Source organism: Pedococcus sp. P2_D9 (genome assembly GCF_056404275.1).
In genome coordinates, this window is the sequence record NZ_JBFUEI010000003.1 from 315,884 (window position 1) to 338,261 (window position 22,378).

Consider the following 22,378-nt stretch of genomic DNA (forward strand, 5'->3'; position numbering starts at 1 on the left):
CACAGACTGGCAGCTCGGAGATCCTCACACTCGAACCATGAACCTGAGAAATAGGGTCGGCTGCGCGATCCGCAACCACGTGTGGGAGCACCGAGAGGTCGACGAGTGGGTGGTGTCCACCTGCCAGCGCTGCGGGACCGTCTCCGAGCTTCCGGCCAGCGAGTACTCGATGGGAGAGGCAAGCCTCGATGGCGACGCCGGCAGGGGCATGCCGGGTCTGTCGATGGGGTTCTTCCAGGACTTCGGCTCAGGCGACGGTGGCGGCGATTTCTGAGTACAGCCGGTCAGCATCACGCGTGTCCTGAAGTTCGACCCCGGGACGGGGGCGGCTCCATCGAGCCGCCCCTGGACCGGTCCGGAGTCAGAGCTCCTGGTTGATCGACAAGATGTTGCCGTCGGGGTCCTTGAACCAGGCGCCCTTGACGCCTTCGATCTCGGCAATGCCGTCGACGGTCTTCAGCCCCGGCATGTCGTACTCCTCGAAGACGACGCCGCGGTCCCGGAGCTCAGCGACGGCCTTTTCCACGTCGTCCACGGTGAAGCCCATGTAGGTGCTCGCGGCCGTGCCGGCGAACCCAGAGGGATAGACGAGCACGAACGTCCCTCCGCCCCCGTCATACCTGACGCCGTCGGCCCTCGAGTCGATGGTCTTCAGGCCCAGCGTCTCACCGTAGAACTGCTTCGCCCTCTCGATGTCTGACACCGCGATGGTCGGTACTGCCCTCAGTGGTTCGAACATTTCCACAACCTCCCCAGCTTCCGCGCAAGTGCGCCTCTTGGCGGGCCGGGCCGGGATCGGGGCGACGACCCTCTGAAACGCTACCTCCGAAGCCTTGCCCCCACCTGCGCCATTCGGGTGACCTGCGAGCGCCCGGACGGCTTGGAGGTCGTGCCTCGTTCGTCTGTGGAGCCGGTGACGGGAATCGAACCCGCGTGTCCAGCTTGGGAAGCTGGCGCTCTACCATTGAGCTACACCGGCACACGTCCATCGGGAGCGACGTGAACACCGCCCGCGGGCGGTGCGGCAGGAAGTCTAACCGAACGCGCGCGCGAGACTGACGGCCGGCGGCATACCCCTCGCGTTAGTCTCTCTCCGTGCTGCTCAGCGACCGCGACATCAAGGCCGAGATCGACAACGGACGAGTCGTCCTCGAGCCCTGGGACCCCGACATGGTCCAGCCGTCGAGCGTCGACGTGCGGCTGGACCGTTACTTCCGGTTGTTCGACAACCACAAGTACCCGTTCATCGACCCGGCCGAGGACCAGCCCGACCTCACCCGCCTGGTCGAGGTCGACGCTGGCGAGCCGTTCATCCTGCACCCGGGCGAGTTCGTCCTCGGTTCCATCTACGAGACGGTCACCCTCCCCGACGACGTGGCCGCCCGCGTCGAGGGCAAGTCCAGCCTCGGCCGGCTCGGGTTGCTGACGCACGCGACGGCCGGTTTCGTCGACCCGGGGTTCACCGGTCACGTCACGCTCGAGCTGAGCAATGTCGCCACGCTTCCGATCAAGCTCTGGCCGGGCATGAAGATCGGCCAGCTCTGCTTCTTCCGCCTTTCGAGCCCGGTCGAAAACCCTTACGGCTCAGCGAAGTACGGCTCCCACTACCAGGGCCAGCGTGGCCCCACCGCGAGCCGTTCGTTCAAGAACTTCCACGTCACCGACGTCTGAGCCAACCCTCGGGTATGCCGCGTGCTCGCCGCCGCGGCCTACCTCGCCTTGACGTGTGGTGCGGTCGACGGACCAGAGTGGACGCATGACCGCTGACCTGAGAATTGCCCTGGGCGCCATGGAGTTCGGCACCCGCATCGACGAAGCCACCTCGTTCGCCCTGCTCGACCAGTTCGTGGACGGCGGTGGGGTGTGGATCGACACGGCCGACTGCTACGCGTTCTGGCTCAGCGACAAGGGCGCCGGCGGGGACAGTGAGGCGCTCATCGGCCGCTGGCTCGTCGCGCGTCCCGGCATGCGCGACCGCGTCAAGATCGCGACCAAGGCGGGCTGCGAACCCGTCGAGGCCGGCGTCTTCCCCGGTCCCACGACAGGCCTGTCCAAGGTGGCGATCGACCGCCAGTTCGAGGCGTCGCTGCGGCGACTCGGCCTCGACAGCGTCGACCTCTTCTTCGCCCACCGCGACGACCGCGAGGTCAGCGTCGAGGAGTTCGCCGAGACCCTGGGCCGGCACGCGGCGGAGGGCCGGATCGGGCGGGTCGGGCTGTCGAACTGGCCGGTCTGGCGGGCCGAACGGGCTCGCGCCCACGCCGAGAGCCAGGGGCTGCCCGGCGCCGACACCTTGCAGCTGCGCTACTCCTACCTTCAGCCGCGCCCGATGGTCCGCAACCGCATCCACGACCACCGGATGGGGTGGATCACCGATGAGACGATCGACTACCTCGAGGCCAACCCGCAGTGGGAGGCCTGGGCCTACAGCCCGTTGATGCAGGGCTCCTACGACCGTGACGACCGCGAGCCGGAGGAGGCGTTCGACCACCTCGGCAGCGACCGTCGCAAGGCGGCCCTGGCTGAGGTGGCCGGTGACCTCGGGGTGTCCCGCAGTGCCGTGGTGCTCGCGTGGATGGTCGGCGGCGACCCCGCCATCCGCCCGATCGTGGCCACCAGCCGCGCCACCCAGCTCAGCGAGGCACTTGATGCGGCTCGCCTCACCCTGGCCGACGACCAGCGCGCGGCCCTCGACGACGCCTGGTGAGCTCGGCAACCAGGCGAGCAGGGCCCGAAATCCGGAGCGCCGTCGGCTACGAAATACTGCGACCGTCCGATCCGTGAGGAGAACCCGTGCGCGCCCCCCGACTGCTCTGGCCCATCGAGGTCGACCAGCCGCGCGCCGTCGTGCTCGTCCTGCACGGCGGCAAGTCGCGCAGCCGCCGCCCGGTGCGCCCGTGGCAGGGGGCCGTGCTGCGGATGGCGCCGTTCGCGCGTGCCGTCGGCGAGGCCGGCGAGGGAGCCATCGCGGTGGCCTCGATCCGGTATGCCGTGCGCGGCTGGAACGGAGACCAGGCCAGTCCGCTCGCGGACACCCGCCTCGCCCTCGAACAGATCGCCGCGAAGTACCCCGGCGTGCCGATCGGCCTGCTGGGTCACTCGATGGGTGGCCGCGTCGCCCTGCACCTCGCTGACGACGAGCGCGTCACCGCGATCGTCGCCCTGGCTCCCTGGGTCGAAGCCAAGGACCGTGCCCGCTGGCACAGAGGGCTGCACGTGTTGTTCATGCACGGGACCCTCGACCGGATGACCTCGCCCCGAGCGTCGCGCGCGCTGGCGACGGCGATGGGAGCGCTGGGCGCCGACGTCACCTACGACGCGGTCGAGGGCGAGAGCCACGCCATGCTGCGACAGGCCGCCCGGTGGCACCGTGAGTCCGCGAGCTTCCTCGCCACCCACCTGCTGGCCCGCGATGGCCTCGAGGAGAACCAGCCCTGTCCGAGCGGCCCCGCCGAGGTCTAGCGATGCTCCGGCGTCGACACGGCATACCGCTCCACGATGCGCTCGGCCGCCGCGAGCTCGGGCGAGAGGTCACGGTCCTCGATGCCCGCGGGCAGGCTCTCGCACCGCGCGAACGCCTCGCCCAGCTCGCCCACCGGCGCCACGCCGCGCATCCGCAGCGCCCGCACCGTGCACACGAGCTCCACGGCGAGCATCCGTCGGTAGGCAGCAGTCGCGTCGCCCAGCCGCAGGGCCGCTTGTCCCGCGAAGCTCGCGTCGTCCTCGATGCCGGCCGACACCCCGGCGGTCTGCACGCTCGACGGCGTCGATGCCACCCCGCGAATCGTCGACAACGCCGACGCCGCAACGTATTCCGCGATCAGCACCCCTGAGGACCCCATCGTGGAGTCCGACAGGAACAGCGGCAGCCCGCTGTCGGAGTCGGTGAGCGTGTGGCTGATCCGCGACTGCACTGCCTGCGCCGAGCGCGTCAGCGCCAGCAGGGTCGTGTCCACCGCCAGCACCAGGTATGCCGCGTGGAAGCCGCCGTGGTGCGTCACCTCGGCGACGTCCCCCGCACCAGTGAAGAGGGGGTTCTCGGAGGCGGTGTTGGCGGCCGTCTCCACGACTGCCTTGAGGTCCAGGATCGTGTCCAGGACTGGCCCATGCACCTGGGGCCAGGTGCGCAGGCCGAAGAAGTCCTGGAGGTGAGCGGGCTCCCCGGGCTGGTCGGCCAACAGCTCGCGAAGCACGCGGATGACCTCGCGTGCCCCCCGGAACGGGGTCGCCGCTGCGGCCGTCTCGCTGATGGCCTCAGGATTTCCTTGTAGGGCAACGAAACTCAGTGCACACACCGTGTCTGCTGCGCGCGCCAAGGCGTGCAGGGACGCGGCGTGCAGGCCCGTCTCGGCGATGGCGAACGCATTGGACGACATCAGCGGCAGGGCATCGGCGGAGGTGAGCTCCAGGTCGGTGCGGTGCCCGCCGCCGGAGCGCTCGCGCTCACCGATGAGGGCGAGGCCCACCTCGGCGAGGGCGGTGAGGTCCCCCGTGCCGAGCGAGCCGTAGCGGTGCACCACCGGCAGGTCCGCTGCTGGCGCGCCCACGAGATCGGCCAGCGCCTGCGCCAGCGCGGGGTTGGCGCCGGACCCGCCCGCGAGCAGCTGATTGGCGCGCACTGCCAACGCCGCCCGGACCACCGACGACGGCATCTCCTCCCCCCAGCCAGCCGCGTGCGAGCGCAGCAGCCGCAGCCCGTGGTCGACCTTGGAGTCGGTGCTCTCGTCACGCGCGGCACCGACCCCGGTGGTGCGCCCGTAGACCGACCGACGTGAACTGACTTCTGCCGCATGGCTGTGCGAGCGCTCTGCCGTCTCCATGGCCGCCGGTTCGATCGACGCGGGGGCACCCTGGGCGGCGCGCACCAGCGCGTCGAGATCGAGGCTGTGGCCGTCGAGGTGCACGGGTTGCGTCACGCCGCCAAGTATCGCTGGTCGGTGTCGATTGTCGGTGTGCTGGGTTAGGTTGATCCGCATGATCGCCTTCGACGGTGTCACGAAGAAGTTTCCCGACGGCACTGTCGCCGTCGACCACCTGAGTTTCGAGGCGCCCAGCGGCAAGATCACCGTGCTGGTCGGCCCCTCCGGCTGTGGCAAGACGACGTCCCTGCGCATGATCAACCGGATGATCCAGCCCACGTCGGGCACGATCACGCTGGACGGCAAGGACACCGGGCGGATGAAGGAGTCCGAGCTGCGACGCGGCATCGGCTACGTCATCCAGCACGCCGGCCTGTTCCCGCACCGCACCGTGCTCGACAACGTCTCGACCGTGCCGCGCCTGCTCGGCATGGACAAGACCGAGACCAGGAAGCGCTCCATGGAGCTCCTCGAGCGCGTCGGCCTCGACCCGGCGTTCGCCAAGCGCTACCCCGCGCAGCTGTCCGGCGGCCAGCAGCAGCGCGTCGGCGTCGCCCGTGCCCTCGCGGCCGACCCGCCCGTCATGCTCATGGACGAGCCGTTCAGCGCCGTCGACCCGGTGGTGCGCGAGCAGCTCCAGGACGAGTTCCTGCGGCTCCAGGGCGACCTCGGCAAGACGATCATCTTCGTCACCCACGACATCGACGAGGCCATCAAGCTCGGCGACCAGGTGGCCGTGCTCAAGGTCGGGGGACACCTCGCCCAGATCGCCGCCCCGGCATACCTCCTCTCCCACCCGGTCGACGACTTCGTGGCGGACTTCGTGGGACGCGACCGCGGCTACCGCGCGCTGTCCTTCCAGGCGACGCCGCGGCTGCCGCTGGCAGCGGAGCGCACCGTCGGCATGGGCGAGCGCGTCGACACCATTGACGCCGACTGGGTGCTCGTGGTCGACGACCAGAACCACCCGCTCGGCTGGGTCGAGCCGGGGCGCGTCAAGGGCGAGGTCCGCACGGAGCTGCTGCACCGCGGTGGCACCGTCGCGCGAGCGAGCGGACCGCTGCGCTCGGCCCTCGACTCCGCCCTGTCCAGCCCGAGCCGTCGCGGCGTGATCGTCGACGACTCCGGCGCCCTGGTCGGCACCGTCCGGGCCCACGAGGTGCTGACCGCCATCGAGCAGACCGACCGGCCGGAGCTGCAAGACCCCGGCAAGCCGGGGGCGCCGGCGGCATGACCTGGTTCTTCGACCACCTCGACGAGGTGCTGAGCCGCGGGGTGCAGCACGCCTACCTCTCCGGCGTGCCCCTGCTCCTCGGGCTCCTCATCGCCCTGCCACTGGGGTGGTTGGCCAGGCGCTACAAGGTTCTCTACGCGCCCTTCACCGCCGGATTCGGGCTGCTCTACACGATCCCGAGCCTGGCCTTCTTCGTCCTGCTGCCGGCCATCACCGGCCTGCCGATCCTCGACTCGGGCAACGTGCTCATCGCGATGACCCTCTACACCGTCGCCCTGCTCGTGCGCACCGTCGCCGACGGTCTCGGCGCCGTGCCCGACCACGTCCAACAGGCCGCGACGGCGATGGGCTACACCCGCGTCAAGAGGTTCTTCGCGATCGAGCTGCCGCTCGCGGTGCCGGTCATCTCGGCGGGCATGCGCGTGGCCGCGGTGAGCAACGTCAGCATCGTCAGCGTGGGGACGGTCCTGGGCATCAACCAGCTCGGCCTGTTCTTCAGCGACGGGTTCAACCGTGACTTCTACGACCCGCTGTTCGTCGGCATCGCCGCCTGCATCGTGCTCGCCCTGGCCTTCGACGCCATCATCATCGTGCTGACCAAGGTGCTCACGCCCTGGCTGCGGGCGACGGGGGGCCGGGCATGATCACGTCGAGCGTCATCAACCAGACCTTCTCGTGGCTCACCGACTCGATCAACTGGTCCGGGTCCGAGGGCATCCCAGCGCGGATCGTCGAGCACCTCTGGTACTCCGGCGTGGCGCTGTTGGTCGCGGCCCTCATCGCGATCCCGCTCGGACTGGTCATCGGCCACACCGGGCGCGGCCGGTTCTTCGTCGTCAACCTCGCCGGTGCTGCCCGGGCGATCCCCAGTCTGGGTCTGCTCTACCTCATGGTGCTGTGGCTCTTCCCCAAGCTCGCCGGCGACTCTGCCTTCCTCGTCCCCAGCCTGATCGTGCTCGTCGTCCTGGCGATCCCGCCGCTGATGGCGGGCGCCTATGCCGGTGTCGAGGGCGTCGACCCTGCCGCCCGCGATGCGGCCAAGGGCATGGGCATGACGGGCAGCCAGGTGCTGGCGAGGGTCGAGGTGCCCAACGCGCTGCCCTTGATCTTCTCGGGCTTCCGCTCGGCCACCCTCCAGGTGATCGCCACCGCCACCCTCGCGGCCGTGGCCGGCACCGGGGGCCTCGGCCGGTTCCTGATCGACGGGCAGAAGGTCAGGGACTTCCCACAGATGGCCGGCGGCGCACTGCTGGTGGCCGTCCTCGCCCTCGTCGTCGACCTCCTGCTCGCGGTGGTGCAGCGGTATGCCGTGTCGCCCGGGCTCACGGGCCGGGCCGGCGGGCGGCCGGGCCGACGGTCCACAGGAGGGTCGGCGGTGTCCAGCCAGCGATCAAATACCCCCCTCGATGTAGAGATTCAGGCGCCGCGGCGTACGGTGGATTCCCAGTCCAGTTGACCAACGGTAGGAGCGGTTTCGTGAAGTTCAGCAAGATGACCCTGACGATCGCCACGGCGGCCGCTCTGATGGCCACCGCCGCGTGCGGCAACTCCGGTGGCGACCCGCTCGCCACCAAGACGAGCAGCGGCAGCTCCAGCGCAGCCTCGGGCACCATCAAGGTCGGCTCGGCCGACTTCCCCGAGAGTGCCCTGTTGGCCGAGATCTACGCCGGGGCCCTCGAGGCCAAGGGCGTCAAGGTCGAGAAGAAGCTCAACATCGGTGCCCGCGAGGCCTACATCCCGGCTCTCCAGGACGGGTCGATCGACCTCATCCCCGAGTACACCGGTGTGCTGAGCCAGTACTTCAACAAGAACGCGAAGGCCACGGACAGCGAGGGCGTCTACACCGAGCTCAAGGCTGCGCTGCCGGCCACCCTCACGGTGCTCGACAAGTCCGCCGCCGAGGACAAGGACGCCTTGGTGATGAAGAAGTCCAAGGCCGACGAGCTCGGGGTCAAGTCGATCGCGGACCTCGCAGGCAAGTCCGACAAGCTCACGGTGGGTGGCCCGCCCGAGTGGAAGACCCGCTTGACGGGTCTGCCCGGCTTCAAGTCGATCTACGGCCTGGAGTTCAAGACCTTCCGTCCGCTCGACGCCGGTGGCCCGCTGACCCTGGCCGCCCTGAAGAACGGCCAGATCGACGCTGGTGACCTGTTCACCACCGACCCGAGCATCGCGGCCAACGACCTCGTGGCGCTCGAGGACCCCAAGAGCATGTATGCCGCCCAGAACGTCGTGCCGCTCATCACCAAGAGCAAGAGCAACGCGACCATCGAGGGAGCCCTCAACGCCGTGTCGGCCAAGCTGGACACGCCCACCCTGGCCGCCCTCCTCAAGGAGGTCGTGGTCGACAAGAAGGACGCCGACACGGTGGCCAAGGAGTTCCTGACGAAGAACAGCCTGAGCTGATCACTCGTCAGCCGTAGGACCCCGGACAGGATGAAGGCCGGGTGTGGTTTCCCCCCGGAAGCCACACCCGGCCTTTCGGCGTGACCCCCCGGTCCGCCAATCCCAGATCCGCCGCTTCGGGAGGTGCCCCTCCGCGCCTCCCGTAACGTCGGATCCAGTGATCTCCGTTGTCCACGAGAGTGCCCGGGGAGGGTCGAGGTCGGCATCAGTGAAACCACCGATATTGGCCAGCAGGTTTTCGATAGCCTGTCCGGATGCTGACTCCGTGCGTGGGTCGCGACGAGGATCTCGATCGCCTCCGACTTCTGCTCGGCGGCAGTCGGTGGGTGACGCTGACGGGCGCGCCCGGGTGTGGGAAGACCCTCGTGGCCAGGCACACTGCGAGCAGCGCGCCGGCCGTGGCCTGGGTCCCCGCCCACCGACACTCGACGACGAAGTCGCTCGTCACCGCGTGTCTCGATGCCCTCGATGCCGAGGTGGCTCCCGGTGACTCGCCGACGTTGGCGCTCAAGCGAGCCCTGGACGGTCGCGACACGTTGTTGGTGCTCGATGGCGTGGACGCGATCGAGGGGCTCGGCGAGGTGCTCAACGACCTCGTCGAGGACGCCGAGGACTGGAAGCTCCTGTGCACCGCGACGACCGTGGCGGGGCGGCCCCATGAGCAGGTGATGAAGCTGACACCGCTGCCCGTGCCCTCCGCTCGGGGGGCGTTGGAAGGTCCGGCGCTCGAGCTGTTGCTGGCCCGAGTGGCCGCCGCTGGGGGGCACTCCGTCGACCTCGACAAGCACGACGCCATCCTGCGGCGGTTGTTGCGGGCCAGTGGAGGTCTGCCCTCGCTGGTGGAGCAGCTGGCCGTCCAGATCGCGCTCATCGGGGTCAGCGACGTCCCGCCCGTCGGGACCCTCGCCGAGGCCGTGAGACGGTCCTACGACCTGCTCGACGTCGAGCAGCAGCAGTGCTTCCGGCGACTCGCCATCATCGGCCGCCCGCTCGGGCTCGATGTCCTCGCGGACGTGTGTGGCGTCAGTCGGCCCCAGGCCGTCCAGCTCGCGTCGGCCCTGGCTCGGCGCAGCCTCGTCGAGGTGAACCCCGACGGGAGCTTCGACCTCCTGCCACCGATGCGGGAGGTCGGTCGCGCCCTCGCCGAGGCCACGGACGATGCCCAGGAGTCGCTGGCCGGCCTGCTCGCCTGGGCCGACCGGGTCATTCCGCAAGCCGTCAACGAGGGGTCCGCCGATGCGCCGTTCCTCAACCAGCTGGCCCTCGTGGACACCGCCGTTCGACAGGCGTGCGCCGTCGACACCACCCGGCCGCGCGGCTACGCCATCGCCAACCGGGCCTTTCCGTCCCTCTCGGCCGCCATGCGGGCCCGTGAAGCCCTGGACATGATGGACGCCGCACTCTCCAGCGGCGACGGGCCGCCGATCATCGGCTCGCAGCTGGCCCGCCGAGCCGGCATCTGCGCGTCAGAGGTGCGCGGCACCTACGAAGGGCTCCGCCTGCTGCACCGCTCCGAGGAGCACGCGAGTGCCCTGGACGGACCGATGCGCGACGTCGAACTGGCCCGCACCGCGGCCATCCGCGCCGAGATGCACCTCGACGCCGGCGACCTTGCGGCGGCGCGCGCCGATGCCGAGCGAACCCTCGCCCTGGGCGGCGACGACCCCTACGTCATCCGTCAGGTGCGACGCACCCTCATGGACGTCTTCGTCTCGGCAGGCGACTTCGCGGAGGCCGAGAAGCTGGCGACCGTCATCGTGGACTCGCCTCCCCCCGACGAGGTGTGGATCGCGCTGTCCGCGCGCACGATGCAGGCAAAGATCGCCTGGGAGCAGGGGCGCCTGGTCGAGGCGGCCTCGTTGGCCCTGTTCGCCCGCACCCAGGCCGAGGAGATCCGCGAGGACCGCATCGCGCTGCTCGCCGACACCATGCACCGCATGGTCTCGGGTGAGCCGGGCCTGCCGGTGGACGCCGAGACGCTGCCCTGGGCCGTGCGCCTGGTCGTCCAGCTCCAGGACGCCCGCGAACTGTTGGCGGCCGGCGACGTCAGCCGGGCCGCGGGAAAGGCCGCCGACATCGTCGTGCTCGCGGACAGCAGCAAGCTGGGACGCGACGCGATCGAGGCGAGGCTGCTCGTGGCCGACGCCCTGATGTCCCTCGGCGAACCCGGGCAGGCGCAGGCCTCCTACCTGTCCGTGCTGCGGCGGGCTACCGAGGTCCCGATGCCGTTGCGGGCTGCGGACGCGCTCGACGGCCTGGCGGCGATCGCCGCGGAGACGGGCACGGCGGCATACCGGCCGGTTGCGGGGGCCGCGGCAGCGCTGCGCGTCAGTCGCCGCGCCGTGGGCCGCGACCGCCCGGGCGTCGTGTATGCCGCCGGGGCGATTCGCGACTGTCCCACCGGCTGGCTCGAGCGCGGTCAGTTCACCGCACAGGGTGTCGCCGCGGTGACGGCCCTGTGCGCCGGTCAGGTCGCGCCCGAGGCGTCGAACTCGCCGCTGCACGTGTTGACCAAGGCCGAACGCGGCGTCGCCGAGCTCGTGGCCGAGGGGCTCACCAGCCGGCAGATCGCCGAGCAGCTGTTCGTGTCACCACGCACGGTCGATGCCCACCTGTCGCACATCTTCCGCAAGCTCGAGATCGCCTCGCGCGCCAAGCTCGCGGCCCTGATGGTCGAGATCGCCTGAGCATCCACCTGCGGTCGCGGCTCCGAATGCCTGCCGTGCCGGACCTCACCTATCGCCTCGTCATCGGGCTCTGCCGCGGGTTGTTCCGCGCGCTCGACCTGCGGATCACGGTGTCCGGGGCCGATCGGCTGCCGGGCACGGGGCCGGTGGTCGTCGCCGCGAACCACAGCAGCTTCCTCGACTTCATGTTCGTCGGACTGGCCGGGGCGCGGCGGGGCAGGCTCGTGCGGTTCATGGCCAAGGAGTCGGTGTTCCGGTCGCGGCTGTCCGGTCCGCTGATGCGCGGGATGCGGCACCTCCCGGTCGATCGCGCGCACGGGGAGCTCGCGGCCCGACAGGCGCTCGGTGCCTTGCGGGCCGGTGAGGTCGTGGGGGTCTATCCCGAGGCGACGATCGGGCGGGCGTTCGTCGTCAAGGACCGAGCCGACTTCCGGCGGGGGGCGGCCTACCTCGCCCTGGCGACCGGAGCGCCGCTCGTCCCGGTGGCGCACTGGGGGGTCCACCGCATCTTCACCGTCGACGGCCGCTACTCACTGCGTCGCGGCAAGGCCGTGGACGTGCTGGTCGGCGAGCCGCTCGTGCCGCTGGTGGGGGAGACCGCGGAGGCTCTCACCCGCAGGTTGCACGAACGGCTGGCCACCATGGTCGACGAGCTCGTGGCGCGCTACCCCCAGCCGCCGAGCGATCTGGCCGGCGCCTGGTGGTGGCCCGCCTCACGAGGTGGCGGGGCGCCGACCGTCGATGTCGCGCGGGAGCTCGACGAAGCCGCTGTGCGCAGGGCCGACACACCCCGCTGACGCGCGTATGCCGCGGGGCTGGCCCCGCGGCACACGTCACCTCAGGCGACGGGCTGCGGCTCGGGGTCCGGTGTGGGCTCGGGCTCGATGGCTTCGGGCGCGGCCGACTGGGGGTCGTCGCGCCGCTTGACCGCGGCGAGCAGCATCTGGGCCACATCGACGACCTCGACGTCCTCGCCCTTGCCCTCGGACTGGGCGGCGGTGAGGCCGTCGGACATCATGACGCGGCAGAAGGGGCAGCCGATGGCGATCCGCTCCGCGCCGGTGCCGATGGCCTCCTCGGTGCGGTTGGTGTTGATCCGCGTGCCGAGCTTCTCCTCCATCCACATGCGGGCACCGCCGGCGCCGCAGCAGAAGGACTTTTCCTTGGTGCGCTCCATCTCGCGCAGCTCGACACCGGGCAGGGCGCCGATCAGCTCACGTGGCGGGGCGTAGACGCCGTTGTGCCGGCCGAGGTAGCACGGGTCGTGGTAGGTCACGGTCTCGGCGGTGGAGGCGACGTCCTTGTTCGACGACTTGCCCGGCACGTCGGCGGGACGGGCGACGGGGACGAGCTTCTTCTCGCGGACCAGCCGGTTGAGCAGCTGGGTGTGGTGGACGACTTCGTACTTGCCGCCGAGCTGCGGGTACTCGTTCTTGATGGTGTTGAAGCAGTGCGCGCAGGTGACGACGATCTTGGTCGCGCCGGCCTCGTTGAGGGTCTCGACGTTCTGCTGGGCGAGCATCTGGAAGAGGAACTCGTTGCCGGCCCGTCGGGCGGAGTCCCCGGTGCAGGACTCGCCGTCGCCGAGGATCGCGAAGGTGACCCCGGCCTGGTCGAGCAGCTCGGCCACCGCGCGGGTCGTCTTCTTGGCACGGTCCTCGTAGGCGCCGGCGCAGCCGACCCAGAACAGGTAGTCCACGTCGTCCGCGGACTCGACGTCCTGGCCGAGGATCTTGACCGGGAAGGGCAGGTCCTTGGCCCAGTCCAGCCGCGCCCGGGCCGCCATGCCCCACGGGTTGCCCTTGTTCTCGAGGTTCTTGAACAGGCCTCCGAGCTCGTTCGGGAACGCCGACTCGATCAGCACCTGGTAGCGGCGCATGTCGACGATCGCATCGACGTGCTCGATGTCGACCGGGCACTGCTCGACGCAGGCACCACAGGTGGTGCAGGACCACAGCACGTCCTGGTCGATCACCGCATCGGGACCGTGCGGGTTGTAGGCGGCGAGGGGGTTCCGGATGTCGTAGCCGGTGTCGCCCACCAGCGGCACCTCAGCAAGCTTGGCCGCGTCCTCGCCCAGGCCCTCGCGCTCGGACTCGGTGGCCAGCAGCCACGGGGCCTTGGCGTGCGCGTGGTCCCGCATCGCCATCACGAGCATCTTGGGTGACAGCGGCTTGTCGGTGTTCCAGGCCGGGCACTGGGACTGGCAGCGGCCGCACTCGGTGCAGGTGGTGAAGTCGAGCAGGCCCTTCCAGGTGAAGTCCTCGACCTTGCCGACCCCGAGCGCGGCGTCCTCGTCGAGGTCCTCGATGTTCTCGAAGTCCACCGGCTCGCCCTTGACCATCATCGGCTGCAGCTCACCCAGGGAGGTGCGGCCGTCGGCGTGCCGCTTGAGGAAGATGTTGAAGAAGGCCAGGAACCGGTGCCAGGCGACGCCCATCGTCGGCTGGAGGGAGATGGTGATCATCCACGCGAACGAGATGAGGATCTTCACCGCCGCCACCACGACGACGACCTTCTCCAGCGTGCTCACCGAGGCGCCGTCGAAGAACCCGCCCAGCCAGCCCGTCAGTGGGTAGTGCAGTCCGTTCGCGTGGCCCACCGCGGTCGTGCCGGTCGTCCCGCCGAGCTTCTCCAGCGCGTACTCCAGCGCTCGCAGGGTGATGATGCAGATCGTCACGCCGAGGATGGTCAGCTCGACGTAGTACGCCTGCCACCAGGTCGACCCGAAGAAGCGCGAGCGACGCCCACCCTCACCGGCGGCCGACCGCGGGTGGTTCTTCTGCCGGATCACCATCAGCGTGACGATGCCGACCAGCCCGGTCCACGCGAAGAACTCGGTGACCCACTCGTACAGGAAGAAGTGCCCGATCAGCGGGAGCGTGAAGTCAGCCTTGACCAGCTGGCCGAACGCGTTGAGCAGGGTGAAGAACAGCACCCCGAAGCTGATCATCGTGAACCAGTGCGCCACCGCCACCACCGGCAGTCGCGACATCCGGGTGTGCCCCAGGAACTCACGCAGCAGCGTCACCGTCCTCGCGCCCTTGTCACTCGTGCGGGTGCCGTCCGGCTGACCCAGCCGGAAGACGGACAAGAACTGACGGATGACCCGTGCGAACAGGGCGATCCCCACGAGGGCAACCACTCCACAGACGACGAGCGCGACGATCTCGAGCGCAGACATGGCGTCACTCTACTGGCCGGTAAGCGACTGCTTACCGGATTGTGAGCGGGCTCAAAGGCGAGTCGTATGCCGTGCGCGTCGTTCGCGACGCCCGCAGGGTGAGAGTGCGTTGCCAGATTGCATAACGATCTGTTGGAATACGCATAACGTCTGGTTCGCTGAACAGGACGAACGTCCACGTCCGCGCGCACGGCAGGCACGCGGCATACGAACGCAAGGAAGCGCGCATGCCCATCTATGACGACGTCACCCAGCTCATCGGCAACACGCCCCTGGTGCGGATCAACAGGTTGATCGACAGTGAGGCCACCGTCGCCGCGAAGCTGGAGTTCTACAACCCGGCCTCGTCGGTCAAGGACCGGATCGGCGTCTCGATCATCGACGCGGCCGAGGCGGCCGGTGAGCTCAAGCCGGGCGGCACCATCGTCGAGGCCACCTCGGGCAACACGGGGATCGCGCTGGCCATGGTGGGTGCGGCCCGCGGCTACAACGTCGTGCTCACGATGCCCGAGACGATGAGCAAGGAGCGCCGCGCGCTGCTGCGCGCCTATGGTGCCGAGCTCGTCCTCACGGAAGGTGCGCTGGGCATGAAGGGCGCCGTGGCGAAGTCCGAGGAGATCGCGGCCGAGCGCGGCGGGATCCTCGCTCGCCAGTTCGCCAACGAGGCCAACCCCGAGATCCACCGCAAGACCACGGCCGAGGAGATCTGGAAGGACACCGACGGCCAGGTCGACATCGTCGTGGCGGGCATCGGCACGGGCGGCACCATCACCGGGGTCGGACAGGTCCTCAAGGCTCGCAAGCCGGGAGTGCAGATCGTCGCCGTGGAGCCTGCTGAGTCGCCGATCCTCAACGGCGGCGAGCCCGGTCCCCACAAGATCCAGGGGATCGGCGCCAACTTCGTGCCCGAGATCCTCGACCGCACGGTCTACGACGAGGTCATCGACATCAACGCCGAGACGGCGGTCGAGTGGGCCAAGCGCGCCGCAAAGGAGGAGGGCCTGCTCGTCGGGATCTCCTCGGGCGCGGCTCTCGCGGCAGCCGACCAGGTCGCCAGGCGCCCCGAGAACGCGGGCAAGACGATCGTCGTCATCATCCCGTCGTTCGGTGAGCGCTACCTCTCGACGATCCTCTTCTCCGACCTGCTCGACTGACCGACCCGACCCAAGGTGGCGCTTCTTCCGTGACCCTCGCCCTGTATGCCCGGCGCGCGCGCAGCCGCATCGTCGACGACCTCGACGCCGCGATCGCCCGCGACCCCGCCGCGACGTCGCGCGTCGACGTCGCGCTGAACTCGCCTGGGCTGCATGCCATCTGGTCCTACCGGTTCGCCCACCGCCTGTGGTTGCGCGGCGGCTGGGCGAAGCCGGTGGCCCGCGTCGTCATGACGGTGGTGCGCTCGGTGACGGGGGTCGAGATCCACCCGGGTGCGGTGATCGGTCACCGGTTCTTCATCGACCACGGGATGGGTGTCGTGATCGGCGAGACGGCCGAGGTGGGAGACGACGTGATGCTCTATCACGGCGTCACGCTGGGCGGTCGTTCGTTGCAGCGTGTCAAGCGGCATCCCACCGTCGGGTCGCGGGTCACGATCGGGGCCGGAGCCCGCATCCTGGGTCCCGTCTACATTGGCGACGACGTGCAGGTCGGCGCGAACTCCGTTGTGGTCAAAGACGTTCCGGCTGGCGCGATTGCCACGGGGATCCCCGCGGTCATCCGGTTCCCGCAGGGTCACGAAGATCCCTATGAGGCGATGTTCAAGGATCCGGCCCTCTGGATCTGAGCGGGTTCCGGCCGCCAGTCGGTGCCGTAGAGGCAGAACGCCCCAGCGCCCGGGTGCTCGGTGAGCGTCGCGGCCAGGGCTTCGGACGCGGAGTCGCCGTCGGCCAGGTGGCGGTGGTAGCTGCCCATGGCGTCGGCAGCCGCAACGTCTGACACCGGTGCGACGGGGGCGACGACACTGCGAACGCCCAGCGCCATCAGCGCGGCCGTGAGCCCCAGGGGCTCGTCCCCGGGGCGTGGGTCGAGCCGTCCCACATCACACGCCGACAGCACGACGTGGTGTGCGGTCGCCCGTCGCGGGAGCTCGTGCGCGAAGACGGGGCCGTCGGCCATGTGCAACGAGGAGAACCACGGGCTCTGACGCTCGTGGGTGCCGTGCGCCGCCACGTGCACCAGGCCAGCGCCGGACAAGGCGTCACGGACGGTCTGCGCCGTCGCTCCCTCGTGACGGGTCACCAGGGCACCGACCCTCTCCCAAGCCGTGGTCACCGCGGCCGCCTCGGCGGCGGCGCGGTCGAGCCTCGGCCCCGTCAGCGTCGTGACCCGGAGCCGCTCCGCCGGGACCGCGTCCGCCGCGAGGAGCGGGGTGGACCAGCGGGTCACCGACGGGGCGATCGTGACCGGACGGCCCGCGAGGCTGGGCAGCATGCCCCAGGGCACCGCCATCAGGGTCCGCCCCGGCACCACGACGACAGGCCCCTCGGCCAGCTCGACGTCGCCGAAGAGCTGCTCGTCGAGCGCGGCCAGGGAGCCCGCCACCGCTCGGCCGACGGCCGCCTCCAGCGCTGGGTTGGTGGCGGCGAACGCGTGCGCGTGCAGGTCCCGCGTGAGTCGGTCCGCCAGGGCGGCGACCTCGGCGGCCGGTCCCACGTGGTGCAGCCGGGTCCCCCTGGGCGTCACCACCAGGACGTACTCCTGCCCGTCCTGCGCGACCCAGACCAGGGCCTGTTCGCCACGGGACCCGAGCAGGTCGCGAGTGACGGCATGTCCGACCGGGGCCACCGCAGCGGCCACCCCGCCGGCCTCGGCCCGTGACCAGTCCAGGCGGCTGACCTCCCACTCCAGCTCGGCGGCGCGGGCGCGCTGGCGGGCGCCCTCCTCGCCGGGGGCGGCTCCCTCACGACGGGCCTGGCGCAGCTCGGCGACCAGCTCGGCGGAGCGCCCGTCCTCCGGTGTGGACAGCAGGGGCAGGCGGTGGGACACCGCGCGCCAGCGCTCCACCGCGTCGAAGACCCGCACGGGCGATCCGCTCGCGAGGGCGTCGTTGACGTCGAAGTCCGCGATCCGGTGACCGTGCAGGGCCAGGGCCGACCGGATCTCGACGCTCTGGCTCGGTGCCTGGCGCCCGGTCAGCTGGTGCATGGCCGAGCGGACCACTCTCCGGGAAGTGGCTGTGTCGCCTTGTGCCGCAGCCACTTTCGCGATGAGCAGGCGGTCGTGCATGTCGGCGGCGAAGCCCTGGCGCACACGCCCCCTCAGCCGCTGCACGGCATACCCGGCCTGGTCGACGTGGCCTCGCAGCAGCAGCGCCTCGACGTGCACCCGCGCCGCGAGGCGCTCGTCGGGCATGACCGGCCGGTCGACGCCAGACCAGGGCGCGAGGGTGCGGTCGAGACCGCGGGGCACGACCCCCTCCGTCACGGCGACCCAGGCGCGCAGCAGCGCGGCGCTCCGCTGGCGCTCGATCGCTCCCCTGGCGCGAAAGGCGACCACGGCGGCGTCGAGGTGCTCGCGCGCGGTCGCGAGCTCGTCGCGCAGCAGTGCGGTCGTCGCGAGGTCGAGCCGAAGGTCGGCCTCCTCGAGGCGGTGGCCGTCGCGCCTGGCCTCGTCGAGCGCGCGGGTCAGGGTCTCTCGCGCCTGGTCGAGCAGCCCGACCTCGAGCAGGACCAGCGCCAGGTCGTGCTGAGCCCTCACCCGGCCGACCTGCACGTCCATCTCGTCGGCCTCGCGCATCAGGCGGATGGCCTCCGGGAGCCGGCCCGCGTAGTACTCGAGGCAGCCGAGGTTGTGGCGGACCTTGAACTCCTGCTCCACCAGGCCGTGCTCCACGCTGACCTCGAGCGCGGTCATCAGATCGGCACGAGCGGGCCCGAGCTCGAGCAGGGAGAGGTGGGCCAGGCCACTGTTGATCCGGGCCGCGACCTCTTCACCCGGGGCGAGGAGCCCGTCCGTGTCGCCGAGCCTGCCGAGGGCGCTGAGGGCCGACCGCCAGTCCTGGCAGGAGACGTGGACGACGGCCTCCTGGATCCAGCTCAGGGCGCGCAGGCGGGCGGAGTCGCTCTGCTCGCGGGACTCCGCCAGCATCGCCAGGGCCTGGTCCAGTCCGTGCAGCGCCAGGGTCGGCCAGGCCAGGGTGATGAGCAGCCGCGCTCGCGTCGACACCCGCTCCTCGCCGTCCAGGCGGTCCGCCAGCACGAGGGCGCGCCGCAGGCTGCGCTCGGCGTCGCGGAACCGGCCGATCTCGTTGAGGTTCCGAGCTCGGGCCAAGAGCTCGGCGACCTGGTGGTCAGCAACCTCGATGTCGTACCTCAGATCTCGATGGCGGGGGTGATGACCGGACGACTCCCAGGATCGTCCAGCCGGCGCATGACGAGGTGGACGAGTCCGCGCTCGACGGAGGCGAAAGTGAACCGGCCGGCGTCGTCGGTCGTGGTCTCCTGGGTGCGCGACCGCTCGCGCAGCTCGACGTGCGTGGGTCCCGTGGTGACCCACCCGCTCAGCCGCGCGCTCCCGCCGTCCACCATCTCGATGGTGATCATCGCGCTGAGCTGGTCGCTGGAGAACGTGATGGTGCCGGCGCGGTCGTACTGGGTGGAGCGCACCCCGGCGAGCTCGGCGGTCGTCGTCGTGATCTCGGCGATCTCGGCCTCGAGGGCGGCCACGGACATCGCGAACTTGGCCCGCTCGGCCAGGCCGCTGGGCACCGGGTCACTCGCCTGCAGGATGGTCCGGAGCGTCGCGAGGGCCCTGAGGTCCTGGTCGTCGATCTCACCGAGCGCGTCGGCCTCCCAGCCCTCGCCCATGGCCCCGCCGCTCACGCTGTCGCCGCTCATGACGTCGCCCATCCCGGGTCGCCGAGCAGCGCCCCTCGGAGCTTGGCCAGGCATCGACCGCGGGTGGGTCCGATGCTGCCGACGGGCATGCCGAGCGCGTCGGCGACCTGCGCGTAGTCGGGTCGGTCGGCGAGGGCGATGACCCGCAGCAGCTGCTGGCACCGCTCCGGCAGGTCCTTGAAGTGGCGCCAGAGCAGGCCCTGCTCCTGGCTGCGGACGACGACTTCGGCCGGCTCGTCCCTGGTCGTGGCTACCTCAGGCATCGCATCCCCCATGTCCTCTCGGACGTCCTCGCGCCGGGCCCGCTTGGACACGGCCCAGGCCTCGCGCCGGGTGGTGGTGAGCAACCACTTCAGCACGCCCTGGGGGTCGGTGATCCCCGACGCGTGCTGGACCAGCGACAACCACGTGTTCTGCACGACGTCCTCGGCCTGCGGGCCGCTGAGCCCCTGCGCCCGGGCGGTGTGCCAGAGCAGCGTGGTGGTGCTGTCCACCAGCTGCGACATCGCCTCCGGGCGCCCGTCCCGGTAGTCGGCGAACGCGCGCGCCGCCAGCTCGGCCAGGCTCCGGGTGCCGCCCTCGGCGTGCATCACCGTTCGCCTCCCTCGAGCGTCGCAATGGCCTTGGCCAGCCCCTCGACCCGCGCCTTCGAGAGCGCCTCGGCCCGAGCCGTCGGGTCGGTGGCCTCGCCCTGAGCCCTCGATGAGTCGAACCCTGCCCAGCCCTCGCGGACGAGCCAGGCAGCGAGGTCGCCGGCATACGCAGGCGCTGCGAACGACGTGCCGCTCCAGAGGGCGAACCCGCTCGAGTAGTCGTCGGGGTCGCACGACCCGCGCAGCGGGCGCCCTGCCGCGGGGTCAGCCGCGGCAGGCTGGACGAGGGCCGGCTGCAGGCTGCCGTTGAACGTGGTCGGCATGGTGCTCACGACCGCGGTCCCGCGCCGGTAGGCGCGGACCCAGTGGCCGGTGTTGGAGTAGACCGACACCGTGCAACCGTCCGGGTTGAACGCGCCGACACTCGTCAGGGGCACGTCGAAACCGCCCGCGACCGCAAAGGCCGCGGGGTAGAACTCGTGGTTCGTGCCGCCGTTCCCGGCCGCGGCCACCACCGCGACGCCGGTGCTCGACAGCGCCCGGAGGATCCCGCAGAACGCCGGCTCGTCGTCGAACGCCCCAGGTGTCTCGTGGTAGTACCCCAGCGACAGCGACAGGACGTCGATCGCCGGTCCCTTGTCGACGTCGGAGTGGGCGAGCAGCTGGCGGACGAAGAGGAGCCCGAGGGTCTCGACGAGGAAGGCCTCGTCGGTGACGCCGTCGCCGTGCATGACGGGAATGACCATCAGCGTGGCCTCGGGGCAGCGTTGCCGCACGACCCCGGCGATGAACGTGCCGTGCCCGGCCAACGGGTCGAGCAGGCCGTTGACCCGGTCGAGGGTGCAGCCGGAACCCTCGGGGTCGCCTTCGGTGCTGAAGCGCTCACCGATGGGGATCCCGTCGACGGTCACGTCCCGGATGACGCCGTAGCCGAACCAGGGGTGCTGCCCGAGTCCCGTGTCGAGCAGCGCGACGACCGGTCCTTCCGGGGCGCCCGCGTCATCGCACTCCGCCCCGTTCTCCGAGCCGTCTGCGGTGTAGCCCCCTGGCGCCGGCGCCGGACCACCCCAGACCACCGGGCACCGCGGCGAGGGCCCGCCGCCAGGCATCTGCACGTCCCCCTCGCCGACCCCGGAGCCGTACCCGACCCCTGACCCGTAGCCGACGCCCGAGCCGTACCCCACCCCGGAGCCGTAGCCGACACCCGAGCCGTAGCCGACGCCGGACCCGTACCCCACGCCGGAGCCGTAGCCCGACGCCGTCACGATGTGGCTGAGGCTCACCGACTTCGCCGACTCCGGGTCTTCGGCACGCAGCGTCTGCAGGATCAGCCAGGCGTCCGGGGCCACGACGGGACGGTCCGGCAACGGCGTGAACACCACCGTCGTGGAGATGGCCGCGTCGACCTGGTCCTCCAGCTCGTTCTGCCGCAGCAACGCCTCGAACCGCTCGTCCCGCTGGGCGTCGGCCGAGTAGCCGAGCCGCTCCGCGATCCCCTTCAGCGCGCTGATCGGACCCCGCGCCGACTGGGTGGCGAGGCCGCGAACGAGCAGGCGGTTACCGGCATACAAGGTGGGTGCGAGGGCGTCGTCGCCATCGAGCCGCACCGCCTTGGCGGGGTCGAGCACCCGCACGTCCAGGCGCCGCGCCGCCGAGCGAGGGATCGCGACCCAGGGTGTGGGTCCCGGCCCAGGGGGCGGCGGGGGGGCTGATGCGGCCATCGGATCTCCTGAGGGTCGTGCCGACCACGCGTGCGTTGTTCAGCGTAGTGAGGGAATGCGTCATCTGACAGGAGAACCAGACGGGCCCGTTTGATACCGGGCAGCCACCGAAAACTCTCCGCAAAAAATTCTTGGCCGGCGATGTATCAGGGCCCGTGTTGCCGACTCTTGTCCAGTGTCAGACCTGGTCGGGGGACCGAGGAGGACACAACGGAGAGGACGCCAATGTCGTGCAGGACCTGTCGCAGGGGGCGACGGGTCCCGGCGACGAAGGACCGCTGGTCACAGGGGTGCCAGCGGGCTGGTCGGCAGTTCGTGGGGGCGTGCGGCCGACCCGCCCTTCGGGGCGCGTCGCCGGGTGGGTCAGGTTGTGGAAGGTGCTGGTCAGGGGTTCCCAGCACGCGCCCAGCCGGACCTCCTCGGCGACGCCGTTGAGTCCAGCAACACAGAAGCGGCACGGCATACCGGAACTCCGTATGCCGTGCCGCTTCCTTTGGTGTGCCGGTTGCGGTGCGCCCGCGGTCAGGGCAGCTTGCCCGGCCCCGGTCCGAAGCCGGTGGTGTCGGCGTGCAGCCGCCCATCGGTCCCGCGGTGCAGGGTCTCCGGGAGGTCCTCACCGGTGAGGCGCTCCTTGGCGCTCGCGCCGGCGGTCTTCGCGACGTCACCGATCTTGGCCGCCACGACGGGCGCCTGGTCCTTGACGACCTGCTTGACCGTGTCGACACGGGACTGCACGGGGGCACTGCCCCAGACGCGGTCGGTCTGGGCCTTGATCTGCTGGTAGCGCTTCTGACCGGCCTTGGCCCCGAGCACGTAGCCCGCAGCGAGACCGGCGAGGAAGGTGAGCTTTGCCATGGTT

General features: G+C 70.6%; 20 protein-coding genes and 1 tRNA gene. 12 read left to right on the forward strand and 9 right to left on the reverse strand.

Features of this window, described 5'->3' with window-relative positions; translation table 11 throughout:
• Nucleotides 1–37: 37 nt before the first annotated feature.
• A complete protein-coding gene (locus tag AC1DXJ_RS06515; RefSeq protein ID WP_477614386.1) occupies nt 38–274 on the forward strand; it encodes a hypothetical protein in 237 nt (78 codons plus the stop codon).
• Nucleotides 275–361: 87 nt separating this feature from the next.
• On the opposite strand, the gene AC1DXJ_RS06520 is transcribed toward AC1DXJ_RS06515, so the two are convergent.
• Nucleotides 362–739 carry a VOC family protein gene (locus AC1DXJ_RS06520; RefSeq protein ID WP_477624823.1) on the reverse strand — a complete coding sequence of 126 codons (378 nt, stop codon included), beginning with the start codon at nt 737–739 and terminating at the stop codon, nt 362–364.
• A 166-nt stretch (nt 740–905) separates the two neighbouring features.
• Nucleotides 906–979 (reverse strand) — tRNA-Gly (locus AC1DXJ_RS06525).
• A 116-nt stretch (nt 980–1,095) separates the two neighbouring features.
• Here AC1DXJ_RS06525 and dcd point away from each other — a divergent pair.
• From dcd to AC1DXJ_RS06540, 3 genes are all read left to right on the forward strand, one after another.
• Nucleotides 1,096–1,671 (forward strand): dCTP deaminase, encoded by a 576-nt coding sequence (gene dcd / locus AC1DXJ_RS06530; protein ID WP_477614412.1) that lies wholly within the window; start codon nt 1,096–1,098, stop codon nt 1,669–1,671.
• 85 nt (nt 1,672–1,756) lie between these two features.
• Nucleotides 1,757–2,707 carry an aldo/keto reductase gene (locus AC1DXJ_RS06535; RefSeq protein WP_477636603.1) on the forward strand — a complete coding sequence of 317 codons (951 nt, stop codon included), beginning with the start codon at nt 1,757–1,759 and terminating at the stop codon, nt 2,705–2,707.
• Nucleotides 2,708–2,793: 86 nt separating this feature from the next.
• Entirely contained in the window at nt 2,794–3,462 is a 669-nt protein-coding gene (locus AC1DXJ_RS06540) for an alpha/beta hydrolase (protein WP_477636604.1), read from the forward strand.
• On the opposite strand, the gene AC1DXJ_RS06545 is transcribed toward AC1DXJ_RS06540, so the two are convergent.
• Nucleotides 3,459–4,916 (reverse strand): aromatic amino acid ammonia-lyase, encoded by a 1,458-nt coding sequence (locus AC1DXJ_RS06545; protein ID WP_477636605.1) that lies wholly within the window; start codon nt 4,914–4,916, stop codon nt 3,459–3,461. The genes AC1DXJ_RS06540 and AC1DXJ_RS06545 overlap by 4 nt on opposite strands.
• A 58-nt stretch (nt 4,917–4,974) precedes the next feature.
• Here AC1DXJ_RS06545 and AC1DXJ_RS06550 point away from each other — a divergent pair, with 58 nt between their 5' ends.
• The 6 genes from AC1DXJ_RS06550 to AC1DXJ_RS06575 all read left to right on the forward strand — a co-directional run bounded on the left by AC1DXJ_RS06550 (nt 4,975) and on the right by AC1DXJ_RS06575 (nt 11,983).
• Nucleotides 4,975–6,093: an ABC transporter ATP-binding protein gene (locus AC1DXJ_RS06550; protein WP_477614417.1), complete on the forward strand. Its 1,119-nt coding sequence runs from the start codon at nt 4,975–4,977 to the stop codon at nt 6,091–6,093.
• The gene (locus AC1DXJ_RS06555; RefSeq protein ID WP_477614418.1) at nt 6,090–6,737 is read left to right on the forward strand and encodes an ABC transporter permease; all 648 of its coding nucleotides are present in this window, start codon (nt 6,090–6,092) and stop codon (nt 6,735–6,737) included. Before AC1DXJ_RS06550 ends, AC1DXJ_RS06555 begins: the two co-directional genes overlap by 4 nt.
• Nucleotides 6,734–7,549, forward strand: a complete 816-nt coding sequence (locus AC1DXJ_RS06560) for an ABC transporter permease (protein ID WP_477636606.1) — start codon at nt 6,734–6,736, stop codon at nt 7,547–7,549. Before AC1DXJ_RS06555 ends, AC1DXJ_RS06560 begins: the two co-directional genes overlap by 4 nt.
• A 20-nt stretch (nt 7,550–7,569) precedes the next feature.
• The gene (locus AC1DXJ_RS06565) at nt 7,570–8,499 is read left to right on the forward strand and encodes an ABC transporter substrate-binding protein (RefSeq protein WP_477614420.1); all 930 of its coding nucleotides are present in this window, start codon (nt 7,570–7,572) and stop codon (nt 8,497–8,499) included.
• A 254-nt stretch (nt 8,500–8,753) separates the two neighbouring features.
• Complete coding sequence (locus tag AC1DXJ_RS06570) at nt 8,754–11,186, forward strand: LuxR C-terminal-related transcriptional regulator (RefSeq protein ID WP_477636607.1); 2,433 nt, start codon at nt 8,754–8,756, stop codon at nt 11,184–11,186.
• A 35-nt stretch (nt 11,187–11,221) separates the two neighbouring features.
• Complete coding sequence (locus AC1DXJ_RS06575; RefSeq protein WP_477636608.1) at nt 11,222–11,983, forward strand: lysophospholipid acyltransferase family protein; 762 nt, start codon at nt 11,222–11,224, stop codon at nt 11,981–11,983.
• A 41-nt stretch (nt 11,984–12,024) separates the two neighbouring features.
• Here the strand turns inward: AC1DXJ_RS06575 and AC1DXJ_RS06580 are convergent, their stop codons facing one another.
• Entirely contained in the window at nt 12,025–14,370 is a 2,346-nt protein-coding gene (locus AC1DXJ_RS06580; RefSeq protein WP_477636609.1) for a (Fe-S)-binding protein, read from the reverse strand.
• Nucleotides 14,371–14,597: 227 nt separating this feature from the next.
• Between AC1DXJ_RS06580 and cysK the strand changes: the two genes are divergently transcribed.
• Both cysK and cysE read left to right on the forward strand, forming a co-directional pair.
• A complete protein-coding gene (gene cysK / locus AC1DXJ_RS06585; RefSeq protein ID WP_477614424.1) occupies nt 14,598–15,524 on the forward strand; it encodes a cysteine synthase A in 927 nt (308 codons plus the stop codon).
• 29 nt (nt 15,525–15,553) lie between these two features.
• A complete protein-coding gene (gene cysE, locus AC1DXJ_RS06590) occupies nt 15,554–16,153 on the forward strand; it encodes a serine O-acetyltransferase (protein WP_477614425.1) in 600 nt (199 codons plus the stop codon).
• On the opposite strand, the gene AC1DXJ_RS06595 is transcribed toward cysE, so the two are convergent.
• From AC1DXJ_RS06595 to AC1DXJ_RS06615, 5 genes are all read right to left on the reverse strand, one after another.
• Nucleotides 16,114–18,639 (reverse strand): CHAT domain-containing protein, encoded by a 2,526-nt coding sequence (locus tag AC1DXJ_RS06595; protein ID WP_477636610.1) that lies wholly within the window; start codon nt 18,637–18,639, stop codon nt 16,114–16,116. The genes cysE and AC1DXJ_RS06595 overlap by 40 nt on opposite strands.
• Before the next feature lie 41 nt (nt 18,640–18,680).
• A complete protein-coding gene (locus tag AC1DXJ_RS06600; protein WP_477633543.1) occupies nt 18,681–19,205 on the reverse strand; it encodes a hypothetical protein in 525 nt (174 codons plus the stop codon).
• Nucleotides 19,202–19,795 (reverse strand): RNA polymerase sigma factor, encoded by a 594-nt coding sequence (locus AC1DXJ_RS06605; RefSeq protein WP_477614428.1) that lies wholly within the window; start codon nt 19,793–19,795, stop codon nt 19,202–19,204. The genes AC1DXJ_RS06600 and AC1DXJ_RS06605 overlap by 4 nt, the downstream gene beginning before the upstream one ends.
• Entirely contained in the window at nt 19,795–21,519 is a 1,725-nt protein-coding gene (locus tag AC1DXJ_RS06610) for a S8 family serine peptidase (RefSeq protein WP_477636611.1), read from the reverse strand. The genes AC1DXJ_RS06605 and AC1DXJ_RS06610 overlap by 1 nt, the downstream gene beginning before the upstream one ends.
• A gap of 522 nt (nt 21,520–22,041) precedes the next feature.
• A complete protein-coding gene (locus AC1DXJ_RS06615; RefSeq protein WP_477614430.1) occupies nt 22,042–22,374 on the reverse strand; it encodes a hypothetical protein in 333 nt (110 codons plus the stop codon).
• Nucleotides 22,375–22,378 lie beyond the last annotated feature (4 nt).

Bases quoted from the DNA above. Each gene is read 5' to 3' on its own strand.
- AC1DXJ_RS06515 (WP_477614386.1), top strand. From the start codon at position 38: ATGAACCTGAGAAATAGGGTCGGCTGCGCGATCCGCAACCACGTGTGG.
- AC1DXJ_RS06520 (WP_477624823.1), bottom strand. From the start codon at position 739: ATGTTCGAACCACTGAGGGCAGTACCGACCATCGCGGTGTCAGACATC.
- AC1DXJ_RS06535 (WP_477636603.1), top strand. From the start codon at position 1,757: ATGACCGCTGACCTGAGAATTGCCCTGGGCGCCATGGAGTTCGGCACC.
- AC1DXJ_RS06550 (WP_477614417.1), top strand. From the start codon at position 4,975: ATGATCGCCTTCGACGGTGTCACGAAGAAGTTTCCCGACGGCACTGTC.
- AC1DXJ_RS06555 (WP_477614418.1), top strand. From the start codon at position 6,090: ATGACCTGGTTCTTCGACCACCTCGACGAGGTGCTGAGCCGCGGGGTG.
- AC1DXJ_RS06560 (WP_477636606.1), top strand. From the start codon at position 6,734: ATGATCACGTCGAGCGTCATCAACCAGACCTTCTCGTGGCTCACCGAC.
- AC1DXJ_RS06570 (WP_477636607.1), top strand. From the start codon at position 8,754: ATGCTGACTCCGTGCGTGGGTCGCGACGAGGATCTCGATCGCCTCCGA.
- AC1DXJ_RS06580 (WP_477636609.1), bottom strand. From the start codon at position 14,370: ATGTCTGCGCTCGAGATCGTCGCGCTCGTCGTCTGTGGAGTGGTTGCC.
- cysK (WP_477614424.1), top strand. From the start codon at position 14,598: ATGCCCATCTATGACGACGTCACCCAGCTCATCGGCAACACGCCCCTG.
- AC1DXJ_RS06600 (WP_477633543.1), bottom strand. From the start codon at position 19,205: ATGAGCGGCGACAGCGTGAGCGGCGGGGCCATGGGCGAGGGCTGGGAG.
- AC1DXJ_RS06605 (WP_477614428.1), bottom strand. From the start codon at position 19,795: ATGCACGCCGAGGGCGGCACCCGGAGCCTGGCCGAGCTGGCGGCGCGC.
- AC1DXJ_RS06610 (WP_477636611.1), bottom strand. From the start codon at position 21,519: ATGGCCGCATCAGCCCCCCCGCCGCCCCCTGGGCCGGGACCCACACCC.
- AC1DXJ_RS06615 (WP_477614430.1), bottom strand. From the start codon at position 22,374: ATGGCAAAGCTCACCTTCCTCGCCGGTCTCGCTGCGGGCTACGTGCTC.